Source organism: Methanosarcina acetivorans C2A, assembly GCF_000007345.1.
GTDB classification, from domain to species: domain Archaea; phylum Halobacteriota; class Methanosarcinia; order Methanosarcinales; family Methanosarcinaceae; genus Methanosarcina; species Methanosarcina acetivorans.
This window is the reverse complement of record NC_003552.1, coordinates 5,664,889-5,680,115: the sequence shown is the minus strand read 5'-3', so window position 1 is coordinate 5,680,115 and position 15,227 is coordinate 5,664,889. Positions and strand designations below refer to the sequence as shown.

The 15,227-nt window shown below is 46.7% G+C and carries 13 protein-coding genes; 7 read left to right on the top strand and 6 right to left on the bottom strand.

Translation table 11 applies throughout. The annotated features are described in order from the left end of the window. Nucleotides 1–242: 242 nt before the first annotated feature. From MA_RS24015 to MA_RS23990, 6 genes are read left to right on the top strand one after another with little or no spacing between them, the layout of a single operon-like run. The gene (locus MA_RS24015) at nucleotides 243–896 is read left to right on the top strand and encodes an FmdE family protein (RefSeq protein ID WP_011024475.1); all 654 of its coding nucleotides are present in this window, start codon (nucleotides 243–245) and stop codon (nucleotides 894–896) included. Between the two features lies 1 nt (nucleotide 897). Then, on the top strand, nucleotides 898–2,649 hold the full coding sequence (locus MA_RS24010; RefSeq protein WP_157860413.1) for an ABC transporter substrate-binding protein: 1,752 nt from the start codon (nucleotides 898–900) through the stop codon (nucleotides 2,647–2,649). A gap of 16 nt (nucleotides 2,650–2,665) precedes the next feature. Further along, nucleotides 2,666–3,664, top strand: a complete 999-nt coding sequence (locus tag MA_RS24005; protein ID WP_011024473.1) for an ABC transporter permease — start codon at nucleotides 2,666–2,668, stop codon at nucleotides 3,662–3,664. Between the two features lie 2 nt (nucleotides 3,665–3,666). After that, complete coding sequence (locus MA_RS24000) at nucleotides 3,667–4,491, top strand: ABC transporter permease (RefSeq protein ID WP_048066027.1); 825 nt, start codon at nucleotides 3,667–3,669, stop codon at nucleotides 4,489–4,491. Further along, nucleotides 4,491–5,444 (top strand): ABC transporter ATP-binding protein, encoded by a 954-nt coding sequence (locus tag MA_RS23995; RefSeq protein WP_048066026.1) that lies wholly within the window; start codon nucleotides 4,491–4,493, stop codon nucleotides 5,442–5,444. The genes MA_RS24000 and MA_RS23995 overlap by 1 nt, the downstream gene beginning before the upstream one ends. 2 nt (nucleotides 5,445–5,446) lie before the next feature. Further along, nucleotides 5,447–6,274: an ABC transporter ATP-binding protein gene (locus tag MA_RS23990; RefSeq protein ID WP_011024470.1), complete on the top strand. Its 828-nt coding sequence runs from the start codon at nucleotides 5,447–5,449 to the stop codon at nucleotides 6,272–6,274. 168 nt (nucleotides 6,275–6,442) lie between these two features. Here the strand turns inward: MA_RS23990 and MA_RS23985 are convergent, their stop codons facing one another. From MA_RS23985 to MA_RS23960, 6 genes are all read right to left on the bottom strand, one after another. After that, entirely contained in the window at nucleotides 6,443–7,888 is a 1,446-nt protein-coding gene (locus tag MA_RS23985) for a HEAT repeat domain-containing protein (RefSeq protein ID WP_226990706.1), read from the bottom strand. Between the two features lie 167 nt (nucleotides 7,889–8,055). Further along, nucleotides 8,056–9,486 carry a prephenate dehydrogenase gene (locus MA_RS23980; protein ID WP_011024468.1) on the bottom strand — a complete coding sequence of 477 codons (1,431 nt, stop codon included), beginning with the start codon at nucleotides 9,484–9,486 and terminating at the stop codon, nucleotides 8,056–8,058. Continuing rightward, a complete protein-coding gene (locus tag MA_RS23975) occupies nucleotides 9,483–10,325 on the bottom strand; it encodes a shikimate dehydrogenase (RefSeq protein ID WP_011024467.1) in 843 nt (280 codons plus the stop codon). Before MA_RS23975 ends, MA_RS23980 begins: the two co-directional genes overlap by 4 nt. After that, nucleotides 10,322–11,050, bottom strand: coding sequence for a type I 3-dehydroquinate dehydratase (aroD, locus tag MA_RS23970; protein WP_011024466.1), 729 nt, complete (start codon nucleotides 11,048–11,050; stop codon nucleotides 10,322–10,324). Before aroD ends, MA_RS23975 begins: the two co-directional genes overlap by 4 nt. A 159-nt stretch (nucleotides 11,051–11,209) precedes the next feature. Further along, nucleotides 11,210–12,352: a 3-dehydroquinate synthase II gene (locus tag MA_RS23965; RefSeq protein ID WP_011024465.1), complete on the bottom strand. Its 1,143-nt coding sequence runs from the start codon at nucleotides 12,350–12,352 to the stop codon at nucleotides 11,210–11,212. Nucleotides 12,353–12,459: 107 nt separating this feature from the next. After that, on the bottom strand, nucleotides 12,460–13,257 hold the full coding sequence (locus tag MA_RS23960; protein ID WP_011024464.1) for a 2-amino-3,7-dideoxy-D-threo-hept-6-ulosonate synthase: 798 nt from the start codon (nucleotides 13,255–13,257) through the stop codon (nucleotides 12,460–12,462). A gap of 513 nt (nucleotides 13,258–13,770) precedes the next feature. Here MA_RS23960 and MA_RS23955 point away from each other — a divergent pair. Then, nucleotides 13,771–14,340: a GMP synthase subunit A gene (locus MA_RS23955; protein WP_011024463.1), complete on the top strand. Its 570-nt coding sequence runs from the start codon at nucleotides 13,771–13,773 to the stop codon at nucleotides 14,338–14,340. The last annotated feature ends 887 nt before the right edge of the window (nucleotides 14,341–15,227 follow it).

Below are 15,227 nucleotides of genomic sequence, written 5' to 3'. Positions count from 1 at the left end.
CAAACTCTGAAAATCAGTCTCCAAGCTCTGAAAATATTTTTTCTTATCCTTCAATTCTCTTTCCGACCGGAATCCGTTCCCTCCCTGAAACCTCGAATTTACCTTTCAAGGGCTTTTTCCGGTAAATTATGCCGGCTAAGAGATTATCATATAATTGAAATTCTAATATGAAAAATTCTTTTATTAATTGCTGATAATAATTATTTAGAAAAATATAATATGTATTACAAAAGTAAACATTCATGATCAAAATGTCTGGAGAATGTTCGCGCGAAAACACAGGGGTAAATCAAATAGCACCCTTTTCCGAGGTTTCAAAGTTCCATGGGCATGTGTGTCCGGGGCTGACTATAGGTTATATGGCTGCCAGAGCCGGAATGGAAGAGCTTTCTGTTGACAGGGATATCGATGAAGAGCTTGTAACTATTGTGGAAAACGATGGTTGTGGGGTTGATGCGGTTCAGGTTGTAACGGGTTGCACTATTGGGAAAGGCAACCTCATCTACAGAGATTACGGGAAGCAGGCTTTCACTTTCATCTGCAGAGACAGCGGCAAAGCAGTCAGGGTTGTGCTGAAATCCGATTTTAACATTGAGGACCTTGACCCTGAGTTAAGTGAACTTCGTCCCAGAGTGATCTCAGGTGCGGCTACTGATTCCGAAACTCTTGATTTCAGAACACGGATTAATTGTATCTCGGAGTACATCAGAGAAATGCCGGCTGAAGAAATGTTTGACATAAAACACGTAAACGTGGAAATTCCCCGAAAAGCCAGGATCTTCAATTCGGTAAAGTGCTCAAAATGCGGGGAAATGTTTGCAGAATCTCGCGCCAGAATGGAGAATGGAGAGATAGTCTGCATATCCTGTTATGAGGAATATACTAGAGGCTGGTAAAATGAAGATTGTAAAGGCATTTTCGTTTCTCTTATCCTTCTTTATCATCAGTTCCGTATTCGGTCCGCTTTTCCTTTCCCCGGCTGCAGCTGCGGAAAATTCCGGGGAAGAAAGTGCCAGGGTTCTTAAAGCAACCTGGGGAGCAAGCGGCGGAGACTGGGGATTTCCTTCACCCCTAACCTTTTACCCGAGAGGTCCGGGTTATGTAATGACAAGTTTCTGTTTTGACTCGCTTGTCTGGCCTGAAGAAACAGGGAACTTTACGGGGCTGCTTGCCAGCTCCTGGGAGAACTCCCCTGACGGGCTTACCTGGACTTTTCACCTGCGGGAAAATGTGACATGGCATGACGGAGAACCGTTTACGGCAGACGATGTCACCTTCACATACGATTACATCCAGGGAAAAGCTGCAATAAGCCCTATCGGAGCAGGCTGGTATAATACGGCGGTCATTGAAAGCGTGGAAGCCCTGGATGACTATACGGTCCGGATAACGCTCAACCAGCCGTATGCACCTTTCATGCAGCAGGTAGCTGCCGTAATTCCTATCATGCCGGAACATATCTGGAAAGACGTCTCTGACCCTACAAAATATATGGAAGACGAAGCTGCCATTGGCACAGGGCCTTTCATCCTTGAAGATTACAACAAAGATCAGCAGTCCTACAAATATTCTGCAAACGAGAACTATTTCCTTGGAAAACCGGCTATTGACACTCTTATTTTTGTGAAATCCACTGACCCCGTGATTTCCCTTAAAGTAGGGGACGTAGACGAAGCCAGCCTTACCCTGGACCAGGTTCAGGCCCTGGATGATTCGGAGAACATGAAAGTGATCGAAGGTCCCGGATACTGGGTTTACAGGCTGAGGTTCAACATCCCTGCAAATACCATTCTTGAAAATACCGAGATCAGAAAAGCAATTTACCATTCCCTTGACTGCGAGGAAATCCAGAATAAAGTACTTCACGGCGGAGGAATTGCAGGCAATTCGGGATATGTGCCTCCTTACTCCGTCTGGTATAACCCGAATGTAACACAGTATGCATATGACCCTGCAGCTGCCGAAAAAATCCTTGATGAGGCAGGATACGATGAAGTGGGTTCGGACGGGATCAGGCTTACCCCGGACGGCGAAAAGCTTGAGTTCCAGTTGCTTTATAGCTCGGACCAGCAGAGCCAGAGGATAGCAGAACTTGTCCAGAGTTACCTGAAAGACGTGGGTATCGGAGTGGTCCTTAAGCCTGGGGATACGAAAACCGTGGACGGTCTGGTAAATGCAGGCAACTTTGACTTGGCTATCTATTCCCACGGTACCTCAACAGACCCTGCGAGAATGTTGAATTCTTTCCCGACATCCACGGGCTGGAATAACACCGAATTCGTATCCCTGGCAAACCAGCAGATGAGCACCATAGATGAAGAGGAACGTAGGGAGCTCGTAGACCGGATGCAGGTTTTGATTGCTGAGAATGTTCCGACAATTCCTCTCCTATACAGGAACGTTTACAGTGCCTGTAACCAGGATAAGTTCGACGGCTTTTTCTACACTCCCGGGGGCGTGGGTGGAGGAGTCCCTACGGAATACAACAAACTGGTTTTCATCTACGGAGAGTGGAATGGTCAGAGTACTGCTTCTGCCGGGAACGATACTGCCAGTTCAATGGACAGTCCTTCGATGAACGCTCCCGGAATCCTTACAGCATTGATGGCATTTGCAGCTGTTTTCATGCTGTACAGACTAAAAAGGTAATGAACGGGTGTTGTGATTGTCGGATAGAGTTCAGTGGGGCCACATATTCTCAAGAGGGCTCGAGTATGCCCTCACATTCTTTTTGATCCTTGCTGTCAATTTTTTTCTGCCCCGCTTTATGCCCGGGGGTCCGCTGTTAAGCGTACTAGGGAGCCAGAGTGCCGACTTACCGGTGGTCATCGATGAGGAGACAAAATTAAAGCTGATGGACTACTATCACTTAAACGACCCCCTGCACTTACAGTTCGTTCACTATTTGATAGATGCAGCACATCTGGATTTTGGTTATTCGATATTTTACAATGTGCCTGTGGTTGATGTGATCTACGGCAGGTTGCCCTGGACCCTGCTCCTGATGGGATCCGCACTGCTGCTGTCAACAGTGCTGGGGATTTTGCTCGGGCTCGAATCTTCCTGGAATCGGGGAAAAAAGCTGGATAACCTGCTGCTTATCGGGCTACCTTTGTTTCGGTCCGTTCCGGTATTCTTTTTAGGGTCGATCCTCATCTTCCTTTTTGGGTACAGACTGGGCCTGTTCCCGGTTTCCGGAGCTCTGACTCCCTACATGGATTATCAGGGCTTTTCCTCCATGGTAAAAGACATTGCTTCCCACCTGATACTTCCGCTGGTGTGCCTTTCGGCTTTTGAGATGCCGGGCACATACCTGCTTGTAAGGAATGTCTGTTCCCAGCAGCTCGAAAGCCCCTATGTCCTGATGGATATTGCAAGGGGTTTGAAGGACAGCCATGTTAAGAGGCACATACTTCTCAATTCCATCGGGCCCGTGGTGAACCAGGTAGCCGCAATGCTCGGATTCATGGTAGGAGGGGCTTTATTCGTGGAGACTGTATTCTCCTATCCCGGAATGGGGCTTCTTGTCTATAACGCCTTTATCGAAAGGGATTATCCTGTCCTTCAGGGGGCTTTTGTTTTTATCGCCCTCTTTGTGCTGGCATGCAACTATGCAGCTGATATCGTCTGTTCATACATTGATGGCAGGGCCGGGCAGGAGTGAACATGCACGAAAGAACTGTCTCACAGCGGTTAAAAACACCGAAAGGAATCGCAGGACTTGCAATTCTGGCTTTTTTCATTTTAATGGCTGTATCCGCACCTTTCCTGGCTCCTTACGGAGCCTCTGACATCTCAAGCCAGCCTTTGCTTTCTCCGGATGATGATCATCCGCTTGGTACCGATGATGTGGGAAGGGACATCTTCACGGAGCTCCTGTACGGCTCAAGGACTTCACTTACGGTCGCCTTTGTCGTTTCGCTCGGAGTGCTGGTAATAGGTACCCTCGGAGGGGTATTTTCAGGTTACGTGGGGGGAACCTTTGACAGAGTCCTGATGAGAGGCGTTGATATTTTCCTTATGATCCCGGACCTTCCCCTCATCCTTATCCTTGCAGCATACCTGAGGCCGAGCATCTGGAATATTATTTTCATCCTGATCATTATGGGATGGCCCGTAGGCGCAAGGGTCACCAGGGCCCAAACCCGGACCCTCAAGGTATCCGGCCATGTTGATTTTGCCCGGGTATCCGGGGCTGAACCCTGGTATGTTGTTAGGAAACACATTGTTCCGGACCTGTATCCCATCATGGTCACCACCATTGTAATGCAGTCCATCCGTGCAATTCTGTCGGAGTCAGGGCTTGCTTTCCTGGGGCTCGGAGACCCTTCTTACCCGAGCTGGGGGACCATGATAAAGTACGCAATAGCCTATCCTATGATATTTTTCACGGATGCGTGGATGTGGTGGCTACTGCCTGCAGGGATGTGCATAACACTGCTTGTACTCGGATTTGTGCTTCTGGGCCAATCCCTGGAAGGTGATTATTGATGCCTGTACTTGATATTGAAGGACTTACAGTTGATTTTACTGCCAGAATGGGGACTCACCATGTGCTGAAAAACGTGAATCTCCGGGTTGAAAGAGGAGAAATCGTGGGTCTGATAGGGGAGTCGGGTTGCGGGAAATCAACGCTTGCCATGAGCGTCCTTGACATAAATACCCGGAATCGGCACATGTCAGGGCAGATTCGCTTCATGGGTGAGGATCTTCAGAAACTCAACAGGGAAAAAATGCGTGAGCTCAGGGGCAGGCATATAGGATTTATACCCCAGGCTTCCATGAACGCGCTTAACCCGCTTGTCCGTGTTAAGAAACAGTTTATAGAGACAATCCGGGCCCATGTGGACATGCCTGAAAAAGAAATGCTTGCTCTCAGCCGTGATATGCTTTCCCTGGTGTCTATAGACCCAGAAAGGATGAATGCTTTCCCCTATGAATTCAGCGGGGGACAGCGCCAGAGGCTCATGATTGCTCTTTCCATGCTCCTCTCTCCTGAACTGATCATTGCCGATGAGCCAACTACTGCCCTTGATGCAATGATCCAGTTGCAAATCATAGACCTGTTGAAGAATACGGCCCGGGAAAAAAATACTTCCCTGCTTGTTATTTCCCATGACCTGCACACGATTTCCAGAATCTGTGACCGGATTTACATAATGTATGCAGGGCGAATCGTGGAAACAGGGACGAAAGAAGAAATCCTGAGGAGTCCACGCCATCCGTATACACAAAAATTGTTAAGTTCGAGGTTACCCCTCATGGTCGAACCTGTAAGGGTGAAGGGTATACCCGGCAGGCCTCCGTCTACCCTGAAAGTGTATCAGGGATGTGAATTTCTGGAAAGATGTGAAAGGAGTTTCGAGCTTTGCAGGGAGAAAAAACCTCCCGAATGTACTGGCAGGGCCAGGGTGTCGTGTCACCTATGTCATGTTGAGGGATGAAAATGAACGAAAATGAACTTGTCAGGGTTGCCAATGTCACAAAGGAGTTCAAGAGTAAAAGGTTATTTAAAGGCAGTTCGTCTGTCACCGCTCTTGATGGTGTGTCTCTTTCCGTGGAAAAAAACAGGATACTTGGAATTATAGGAGAAAGCGGAAGTGGCAAGACTACTCTGGCTAAATTAATACTTGGTCTCCTGAAACCAACATCAGGAGTCATATCCTTTGCCGGCCTGAAAGACGGGAACGGCGGATTAAGGAAACCTGAAGTCCAGGTGATTTTTCAGGACCCTTATGATTCCCTGAGCCATATGATGACCATCGAAGAAATTGTGGCCGAACCGTATCTCATAAAGCACAAAAGCCCGTGTAATGCCGATAAAGTACGCAGCGTCCTTGAAGCCGTAGGTCTGACCCCTGTTGATGAGTACCTTCATAAGTATCCGCGTTCCCTCAGCGGGGGGCAGCGCCAGCGTGTGGCCATTGCCAGGGCGATAATTACCAGTCCTGATCTGGTAATAGCCGATGAGCCTATTTCCATGCTTGATGCTTCCATAGGTGTCGATATCCTTAACCTGATCCTTGAAATGAATGAAAAATTGGGAATTACATTCATTTTCATTACCCATGACATCGCTGCTGCTGCTTATATATGCGATAACATTGCCGTGATGAATTTAGGAAAGATAGTCGAATACGGCTCCCGAAAGCAGGTAATAGTCGAATGCCAGAACCTTTATACCAGTTCGTTGCTCTCGGCGGCAGGAGCGGATTTCATATTCTCCGAAAATAAAAAACGTAAGGCTGAACTGGCAGTCAAACAGGTCTGTTGATGGAATAAATCCAGGATAAAGAGGATTTCGGGATAACAGGATTCAGGGATAAAAAAGAGTACCGGATAACAGATACGGATAAAAAAGAGTGCCGGGTAACAGATACGGATAAAAAAGGAATGTGGCTTTTTCAGCCGCTTATTTTTGAATTTTTTCAGTACTTCCGAATCACTGATAAGCCAGAATAAGGGGTTCAACTGCTCTTGGATCCCCGATTTCAATCAGGATCAGGGCGGTCTCGTCCTTAGCTGCCCGGTCTTCGGTGTTCAGGTTTTCGATGAGAGGTTCGACTGCAATGTCTCCCATGGATATGAGGGCTTCTCCGGCACTGGCTTTGAAGGCATCATCTCCCAGTTTTTCTACAAAAAACTCTGCAGACTCCTGGTTTTTTGTTTTGCCAAGGGCGAGAAGGGCTTCGTTTCTGATGCCCATATTCATGCTCTGGTTGTCAAATACCTTTTTAAGGGTACTTACAGCTTCGGGGCTTCCTATATTCCCAAGAGCTGAGGCTGCAGCGACCCTGACTTCAAGAGCTTCCTCATCATCTTTCAGCACGCCGATTAATGCTTCCGTAGCCTCCTCGCTCCCTATTGCTCCAAGGGCAAGGACAACGCTTTTTCGGACATCCGCAAGTGCATTAACGGTATCTTTTCTTTGGCCTTCGACTTCTTTTCCGCTTTCCAGTACGTCTATCAGGGGTTCCACTGCAGATTCGTCTCCCATTCTGCCAAGTGTGAGGGCTGCATTACTCCTTACAGCAGCTTTTGTGTCTCTCAACCTCTCGATAAGATAAGGTACGGCTTCTTCTTCCCCCATTTTCCCGAGGGCGACTGCAGCGCTGCTCCTGATGTAATCTTTCTCGCTATTTTTCATTTCTGTCATCAGGGTATCTGCCGCTCTTTCATCTCCGATTTCCCCGAGCGCCATAACCGCACTGTATCTTGCCATGGGGTAATCTCTCATCATAATCGTCAGTAAGGGATCTATTGCAGCTTTTTCCTTTTTTTGCCCGAGAGCCATTGCAGCTGCAACTCTCACGTATCCATTTTCACTTTTAAGGGCTTGAAGAAGTATTTCGTTTTCATTTCCGGTCTCTTCGGACCCGAAAGTTGAAAGCGTAAAGGAAGTATAGAGAGTAGAATTCTGTTCCTCGGCATTGAGGGCTTCTTCAAGAAGATCTGTTTCCTCGTCGTATTCTATATTAAGGGACTTTGCAAGAGACTGTCTCATGGCCATGTCTTTTGCTTCTATAGCCTGGAGTACATCTTCCGGGACTTCCCCCTGGCTATCGACCGTACTTTCGGCTGAAGCCTTAACTGTAATCTCTTTTTCTTCAAGTTTTCCTGAAAGAACAGTTTCCGCTCTTTCGTCTCCGGTTTCAAGAAGTGCAAGAAACATATAATTATTTATTTCTCCCGAACTCGAATTCCCTGTCTCGATCTTCTCAAGAAGGGCATCTGCTGCAGGCTCTCCGAGTTCCCCAAGTTCGGCTGCAGCGGTTAATCCTGTTTCACGGTCCCCGGTTTCCAGCTTATTTATTAGATTTGTGATCTTATCTTCGCTTGAAACTCCAGTCGCGGTAGTGGAGGTTGTTATATTTCCACTGCTTTCCACAAACTTATCACCGCTTAAAATAAGTGAGAAAAATATAGAGAGAGTGATAAGTGCAAATAAAAGAGAAATTTTCCATTTAACCTGGGACATTATGCTTTATATTTATCTAGTTATTGTTTATATCGCTTTCTCTGTTTATAAAGCCCTACCCATGAAAAAAGGTTCTTTCATTCCGTCAGCTTCAGGTTTTTCTCCCTTACCCTGCACCCAAGCCCGCAGAGAAGGGCTGTCACTTCAGCTTCAACAGAATCGGCGTTGCAGTCCCCAAAAATAGTTATTCTGTAAGTCACGCCGAGTCTTCCTGTCTCTCTTATTTCATTTTTGTCTTCTGTTCTCTCAGTCCCATCGTAAATATCGCTAATTTGACAGGCTACAAGATGTTTGTCTGTTTTTACTGCCCCGAGGACAATTTCGGGATCTGCGCCTTCAGGGATCAGGACCGAAATATCCCTGACCGAATGCACCAGTTTTTCTCTTCTCCACTCTCTCAATTCGGATTCCGAAAGGAGGCGGAGATTTTCAAGCTTGAGTTTTATGAATTTGTTTTTTATATGAGGCGATGTACCTTTTGAAGCAAGCTTTGTAAGAATTACTTCATTAGGGCCAACCTTTTTCACTGTGCCTACATGAACCCTTCCGGAATAAACATGAGAAAAGCCGCAGACTTTTCCGACAGAGTTCAGGAGAGTCTCGTACTCGGCTATTCTGGAATTTATCAGTTTATCCGACCTTCGAAGGGCATGGGCCGTATCATCATATTTCCGGGCGGCAGCTTTCATTTTCCTTACAAAGCCCTCTTCATCATGAGCCCGTACCAGGCTGGAAAGTTCCTCACATTCCTCTATAAATGCTTCATGCACCTCCGGAATACCCGGGTTTTCCATCTGGATCAGGGCGTAGAGGTAGGGGTTCTGGCCCAGGATCCTGCCCACAAAGTCAAGCATTATACTGTAGACCGGACTTACGAATTTCCTGGATTTCTTGATGTCGAAATCAAGCCTGTCAATGGTCGTCCCTATTGAGATATAAGCAAAATGCGTCAGCCCCTGTACTACCGAGACCAGCCTGTCGTGTTCGGCTGCGGTCGTGATTTCAACGTGGGCTCCGCCTTCCTCAAAAAGCTGCCTGATTACCGGAAACCATTTTTCCGAGCGCTCCTTTACCGGGACAAGGATTACCGTTTGTCCCCTGATGGTGGGAATCGTGGGCCCGAACATGGGGTGCGTTCCGAGAATCTCAACCCCGGCAGGTGCAAACCTCTGCATGGCTTCAACAGGCTTTACCTTGGTGGAGGTAAAATCCATGAGGAGGCTCCCTGCTTTCATCTTCGGGGCGACTTCTGCAATGGTCTCTTCCGTTACGTTGATCGGAACGGATACTATTACTATATCGTTTTCAGGGATGGCTGCGTCAAGTTCCGAAGCAAAGGGTACATTCAGTTTCCTGGCGACTTCCACCTTGCCCCCTTTTCCCCAGACCGTAACCTTATAACCCCTTTCTTTAAAAAAACGAGTGAACCACTGCCCCATCTCTCCGGTTCCGCCAAGGATCAAAACCTTCGTTTTTCCGGAGCTCGGTTTCTCAGGGTCCGGGTTCAAGCCTGCAGAGCCTCCAGGACGGTTTTTTTCATGAGTTCGGCCGGAGCTTCGACTCCTGTCCAGAGTTTGAAAGCTTCTGCTCCCTGGTAGACGAGCATTAAAACCCCGCTTACGGTTTTTGCCCCTGCAACCTTTGCTTCCTTTAAAAGCCTGGTCTCAAGAGGGTTATAGACAATATCAAAAACAGTAAGGCCGCTGTGAAGTTCTTCTGCTGTCGCAATCGTTGTATCCGTGTTCGGATGCATCCCGAGAGTCGTGGTATTGATCAGGATGTCTGCATCTCGCAGCAGTTCCTTTAGCCCCGAAAGCCCGGTTCCGTTTATTTTTCCCGGCAGGGACGCAGCTGCGACATCTTTTGCAAGTTCGACTGCCCTTTCTTCGGTCCGGTTTACTACGGTGATCTCGGCACCGTCGGCTGCAAGCTGGAAAGCAACTGCTCTTGCTGCTCCTCCTGCCCCTGCAACCACCACTTTAGACCCCCTTATTTCCACTGCAGCTTCGAGAAGAGCCTGCCTTGCTCCGAGTCCGTCGGTGTTGTATCCCCGGATTTCTCCTGTTTCACTGAAAACTACGGTATTTACTGCTCCGATTCTCTCGGCAAGGGGGTCAGGCCTGATGAAATCCAGTTTCAGAGCTTCTTCTTTTAACGGGACTGTCAGGTTAAGCCCTCCAAATCCCATGGCTTCGGCTCCCAGGATTGCTTTTCTCAGGTTTTCCGGCCTGACCCTGAAAGCATGGTAGATGCAGTCCATGCCAAGTGCGGAAAACGCTGAATTATGCATGGCAGGGGAAAGAGAATGACCTACAGGGTCTCCAAATACACCAAAAACTCGCTTCATTTTAACATTTCCATTATCTTCTTTACTTCATCTACCGGAAGCTGACCCGGGGCTGCCACTGCATTGCTTTCTATCGATGCGTATGTCAGGACAGAACCGTAAAGAGGGGCAACCACTCGCGTGTGTTTTCCCGGCTTGCCCATTGCAATGGTGCATACGGTTTTCCCTGTATTTTTGAATTCCAGCGTAACTTTCAGCAGGTTAAGGACATCTTCCATTGACCCGGGCATCACCGCAATTTTGGCAATATCCGCCTCGGCAAGAAACATTTCTGCAAGAGTTGCCGTCATTTCCTGTGGAGAAGGAGTTTTCGAAAAGTCGTGGGAAGAAATTATTACGGTTTTTCCGTGAGCTTTAGCCGCTTTTATAACTTTATCTCTATCTTCCCTGCTGGCAGAGAGTTCAATATCGACAGCATCAGGTCCGTCTTTAAGGGAAAGGAGGGCTACCAGAAGCTCTGTTCGGTCTACCTCTTTCCCTTCCCACTTTCCTCCTTCTGCCACGGAACGGTTGGTAACGAGTACGGGAAGCCCGGTTTCGGATTTAATTTCCCTGATTATTTTTGCAGCACTTTCTGGGTTCCTTATCCCCAGCAAATCCAGCCGGACTTCGAGGATGTCAGCCCCTTTTTCGGCTGCCTTTTTTGAAGTTTCAAGAGGCTTTTCAAGGATTACTGCAACAACTGCAGCTTTTTTTTCAAGGTCAAAAGGGCCTATTTGCGTCATTGCTTGCTCCGGGACTTAAGGAATCTGGCTATGAACCTGTCTATGATCTGATTGATCGGATCTGTTGGCATCTGTTTATGGATTTGTTTATGGATCTGCTTATGAATCTGGTTACGAACAGGCTGTTATTCGTTTCTCCCTGGTTCGTTTCTCCCAGGTTCACTTCTCTATAATCGTCTCTTCGATTTTTTTGCCGAAATGCCTGGCTCCTTCCTCGAGGCGGACCAGGACTTCGTCTCCTTTCTCGAGTTTTGCAACCGAGATCGGGGTTCCGTCTTTTCCTACAAGTTTGATAGTTTCGGCATTTTGCAGGATTGCCGTTAAAGTCCTGTCTCTGGCTTTTGCTTCTATCAGCATCAGGGGGCGGCTTTCTATCTTGACCCTGCCAACTATGCCTTCCCGCTGTTTTCCTTTTGAGTCTACGATGGTTACGGGATCTCCTGCCCGGAGTTCCGAAAGATAGCGGGTTTTCTCCCCTATTTTGATGTAAGAGTGAACCGCACCTGCATTTACCCTGAAGGGGCGGGCTGCCACATAAGGGCTGTCATCGGATTCCGAGTTTACCAGGAACATCCCGCTTGCCTGCGAACCTATTAGCATGCCTTCTCCGCGCTGCATGAGGTTGCAAGTGTCCACACAGACCCGGTCTCCCATTCCGAGGGGCTCTACCCTGGTTACAACCGCAGCTTCAAGTTCGGCACTTTCGCTTTCCAGTTCTCTTGCAGCTTTGATCGTATCTTTTATTTCCTGGGGATTTCCGCTGTCAAGAAGGACTCCGTCAGCTCCGGCTTCAAGGGTCTGGAAGGCAAGTCTTGCTTCCTCTGCGCTTTTTACCCCGAAAATGATCTTTACTTTCTGGTGCTGGAGGTCAGCTATCAGGTTCTCGAGAGGGATAACTTTCCAGTCCGTGCCTGTAACCAGCAGATAATCGCAGATTTTTCCCATTTCGGCTGCGAAGTGTTCATAGTGCTTGTCCTTTATGACCACGTATCCGCCTACGGTTACACCTTTGTCCATGAGCAGGGTTGCTGCGTTTATATCAAAAGAACCCGGAATTTCCTGAGGCAGGGGTTTTGTCCCGTCACCTTCTCCTCTCTTTCCCACGACCACGATGTCAGCTCTGGACTTGTTGTCACGGGCAAAGGCTGCTACCGTAATATTTCCCAGTTCACGGACCTTTTCCACATCTCCCGGGTTTACCAGTACACAGTCGGCTCCGGATTCCAGGCCTGTAGTGATCCTATCTTTCTGTTCTTCCCATCCGCCTTCATCGGCTTTTATCCAGACGCTTTTCTTTTTCAAAGGCTTTCAACCCCGTTCGTAAATTCTGTATTTTACTCCGGTTATTAATCCGGTATTTTCGTTTTTTGTTTTTTACCTAGGGCTTAATTTTGCTTTCAATATTCTTGTTACTTTAACTGCTCAAGCGCTTCTTCCACAGGTCTTCTGTGGTGCACGATTTCACAGATAGCCCGGGTCAGCCTTACAGGGTCCCGGTGCTGGAATACGTTTCTTCCTATTGCAGCTCCTCTTGCTCCGGCTTCTATTGCCCCGTCAATCATTTCCAGAAGTTCCATGTCGGTTGAGGTCTTCGGCCCGCCTGCAATTACTACAGGTACTGGGCAGCCCCTTACCACGTCTCGGAAACTGTCGGGATCTCCGGTGTAGACGGTTTTTACAACGTCAGCTCCGAGTTCGGCTCCAATCCTTGCAGCATGTGCCACATTTACAGGGTCGTGGGGGTTTGTGATCTTTTTGCCTCTGGGGTACATCATAGCAAGAAGAGGCATGCCCCATTCCGTACAGTCCCTGGAGATTTTTCCGAGCATTTCGAGCTGGTCGGCTTCGGTATTGGAACCAACGTTGATGTGCATCGAAACTGCGTCAGCTCCCATTTTTATCACTTCTTCAACGGTACAGACCTGTACTTTGGCATTGGGGTCAGGGCTCAGAACGGAAGAGGCACTGATGTGCACAATAAGCCCTATATCATGGCCGTATCCTCTGTGCCCGTACTTGACCATGCCTTTCTGCATGAGAACTGCGTTTGCTCCTCCTTCGGCAACCCTATTAACTGTGTCGGTAATATTGATCAGCCCTTCAATAGGTCCGTCGGAGATCCCATGGTCCATGGGAATGATGACCATGTTTCTGCTCTCCCGATTCATCAGCCTTTCTATGCGGATTTTCTTTCCAATTTCTGACATCGTGATTCCCCTGAATTGGTTTACTACATCAGTGATTTTTTATTAATTGTATGATTTATCTTTTCTAGCGTGCTAGTGTGTCACATACTAGCACGCTACTTGTATTTAAACTTATTCAAGCCCTGATCCGTGTTCATTTTTCCAGCTACTACGGATTTGATGGCAATTACTGATTCAGATGATAAATTATGGACTAATTATGTATGCATTGAACTAATATGTACATCTATGTACTAGATTGTTCAGTTCTTAAAGTTTTCTCTTTTTTGACAGTTGGGGTTCGATGAATATTCCTTATCCCAATTCTGGGATTGTTGCCCTGACACAGAATCTTTTTTTTGAAGTAGATGCATGAACACTAGCTCCGGAGTCCGGAAACTGTGATTTGAAGAGTAAAAAGGAGCTGAAGCAAAACCAGGAAGATAAAAGAATTAAAATAGGATAACATGGGCTAATAGAATAAGTTTGCAGCAAAGAAGCATTTCATATCTATAAACAGGAACGGAAGGAACTATGAGAGAATTAAAAATCCTTGTTGTTAATAATTACGGACAATTCTGCCACCTTATTCACAGGGCTGTCCGGGATCTTGACATGGATACAAAGATTATTCCCAATGTAACCCCTATAGAGGATATCCTGGCAGAAGAGCCTGATGGCCTGATCCTGAGCGGAGGCCCGGAGATGGAAAGGGCAGGCCTCTGTTTTGATTATGTCCGGGAAATCGATATCCCTATTCTCGGAATCTGCCTCGGACACCAGGCAATTGCCCTTGCTTACGGGGGGCATGTACACTCAGGGAAAAAAGGCGGATACGCCGAGATTGAAATCGAAGTCATCGAAGAAGACGACATACTCAGGGGGCTTGGCCCAAAAATAACCGTATGGGCTTCCCATGCCGATGAGGTTGCTATTCTTCCTGAAGGCTTTATCCACCTTGCCCGTTCGGATATCTGCGAGATTGAAGCCATGCGCCACCCCACAAAACCGATTTATGGAGTTCAGTGGCACCCTGAAGTTTCCCACACAAAGAAGGGAGATGAGCTGCTGACGAACTTCTTTGAGGTCTGTGACCGGTATTAATCCGGTCATTGATCATTAACCTCGTTAGTGATCAGCCCAGTTTCCGCAGTTAAATTTCATATTTCACAATTTTTTCCTGCTATCTATTTTTAGTCTTACGTCGATTTATTGGACTTTTATGCGTGAGGTAAAAGTAGCTACGTTGGATACTTAGAGACCAAAAACGATGTCAGTCAATTTTCATCAAGACATTGATAGTTAAAATTACTTAACTCGGTTCCAAAAATGCTACCAGGTAAAATACTGTGGAAAGTGGGCTAAAATCAACAATGTTCATTCTCCAGACGCAGAAATGGTTTGAATTTAAGACTGCCTCTAATATGAGTTAAACTCTGAGCTGATCCTAAAACTCAGAATTAGCCCCAAAATCTTGAATTTGGAATAATCAATCGATCTACTGATCAGGAAAAAAGTTCTTAAATTCTTATTGATATGGAAATAAAATTGGTTTTGGGATGAGCTCTCTTTATAATAATAACTTGTGTTTCTGAAAAAGGGTATTATGATGGCGGTGTTACAAATCAATTCATTAGTGTTAATAATCGCATATATAAATTGATACTATTCTTATTTTTTAAATTAATTTAAATATGTCGTGTTCATACATTTTTTTCTGATGATCTGTTTCAAAATAAACAGACCCTCTTACAAGTCAGACCCTCTAAAAAATATCAAAAGTTAGATTTTTTCTGTTAAGGAGGTGATCTCGAAAAAAATCGGGTAATTGTTGAATATTTATGAGCTCGCATTCGTATAATTCGCCTGCGTAAAATAACTTCTGCGCAGCCGATTTCGGCTATTACTGCACTGATACCAACTTACTATCGCATAGACTTCGAAATCACCTGATTCAATAGTACAACCTGATTCCAAGGAGCCATACCTTA

Coding starts and splice junctions, on each gene's coding strand:
- MA_RS24015 (WP_011024475.1), top strand. CDS start 243: ATGATCAAAATGTCTGGAGAATGTTCGCGCGAAAACACAGGGGTAAAT.
- MA_RS23955 (WP_011024463.1), top strand. CDS start 13,771: ATGAGAGAATTAAAAATCCTTGTTGTTAATAATTACGGACAATTCTGC.
- MA_RS23975 (WP_011024467.1), bottom strand. CDS start 10,325: ATGAAGCGAGTTTTTGGTGTATTTGGAGACCCTGTAGGTCATTCTCTT.
- MA_RS24000 (WP_048066027.1), top strand. CDS start 3,667: ATGCACGAAAGAACTGTCTCACAGCGGTTAAAAACACCGAAAGGAATC.
- MA_RS23960 (WP_011024464.1), bottom strand. CDS start 13,257: ATGTCAGAAATTGGAAAGAAAATCCGCATAGAAAGGCTGATGAATCGG.
- aroD (WP_011024466.1), bottom strand. CDS start 11,050: ATGACGCAAATAGGCCCTTTTGACCTTGAAAAAAAAGCTGCAGTTGTT.
- MA_RS23995 (WP_048066026.1), top strand. CDS start 4,491: ATGCCTGTACTTGATATTGAAGGACTTACAGTTGATTTTACTGCCAGA.
- MA_RS24010 (WP_157860413.1), top strand. CDS start 898: ATGAAGATTGTAAAGGCATTTTCGTTTCTCTTATCCTTCTTTATCATC.
- MA_RS23990 (WP_011024470.1), top strand. CDS start 5,447: ATGAACGAAAATGAACTTGTCAGGGTTGCCAATGTCACAAAGGAGTTC.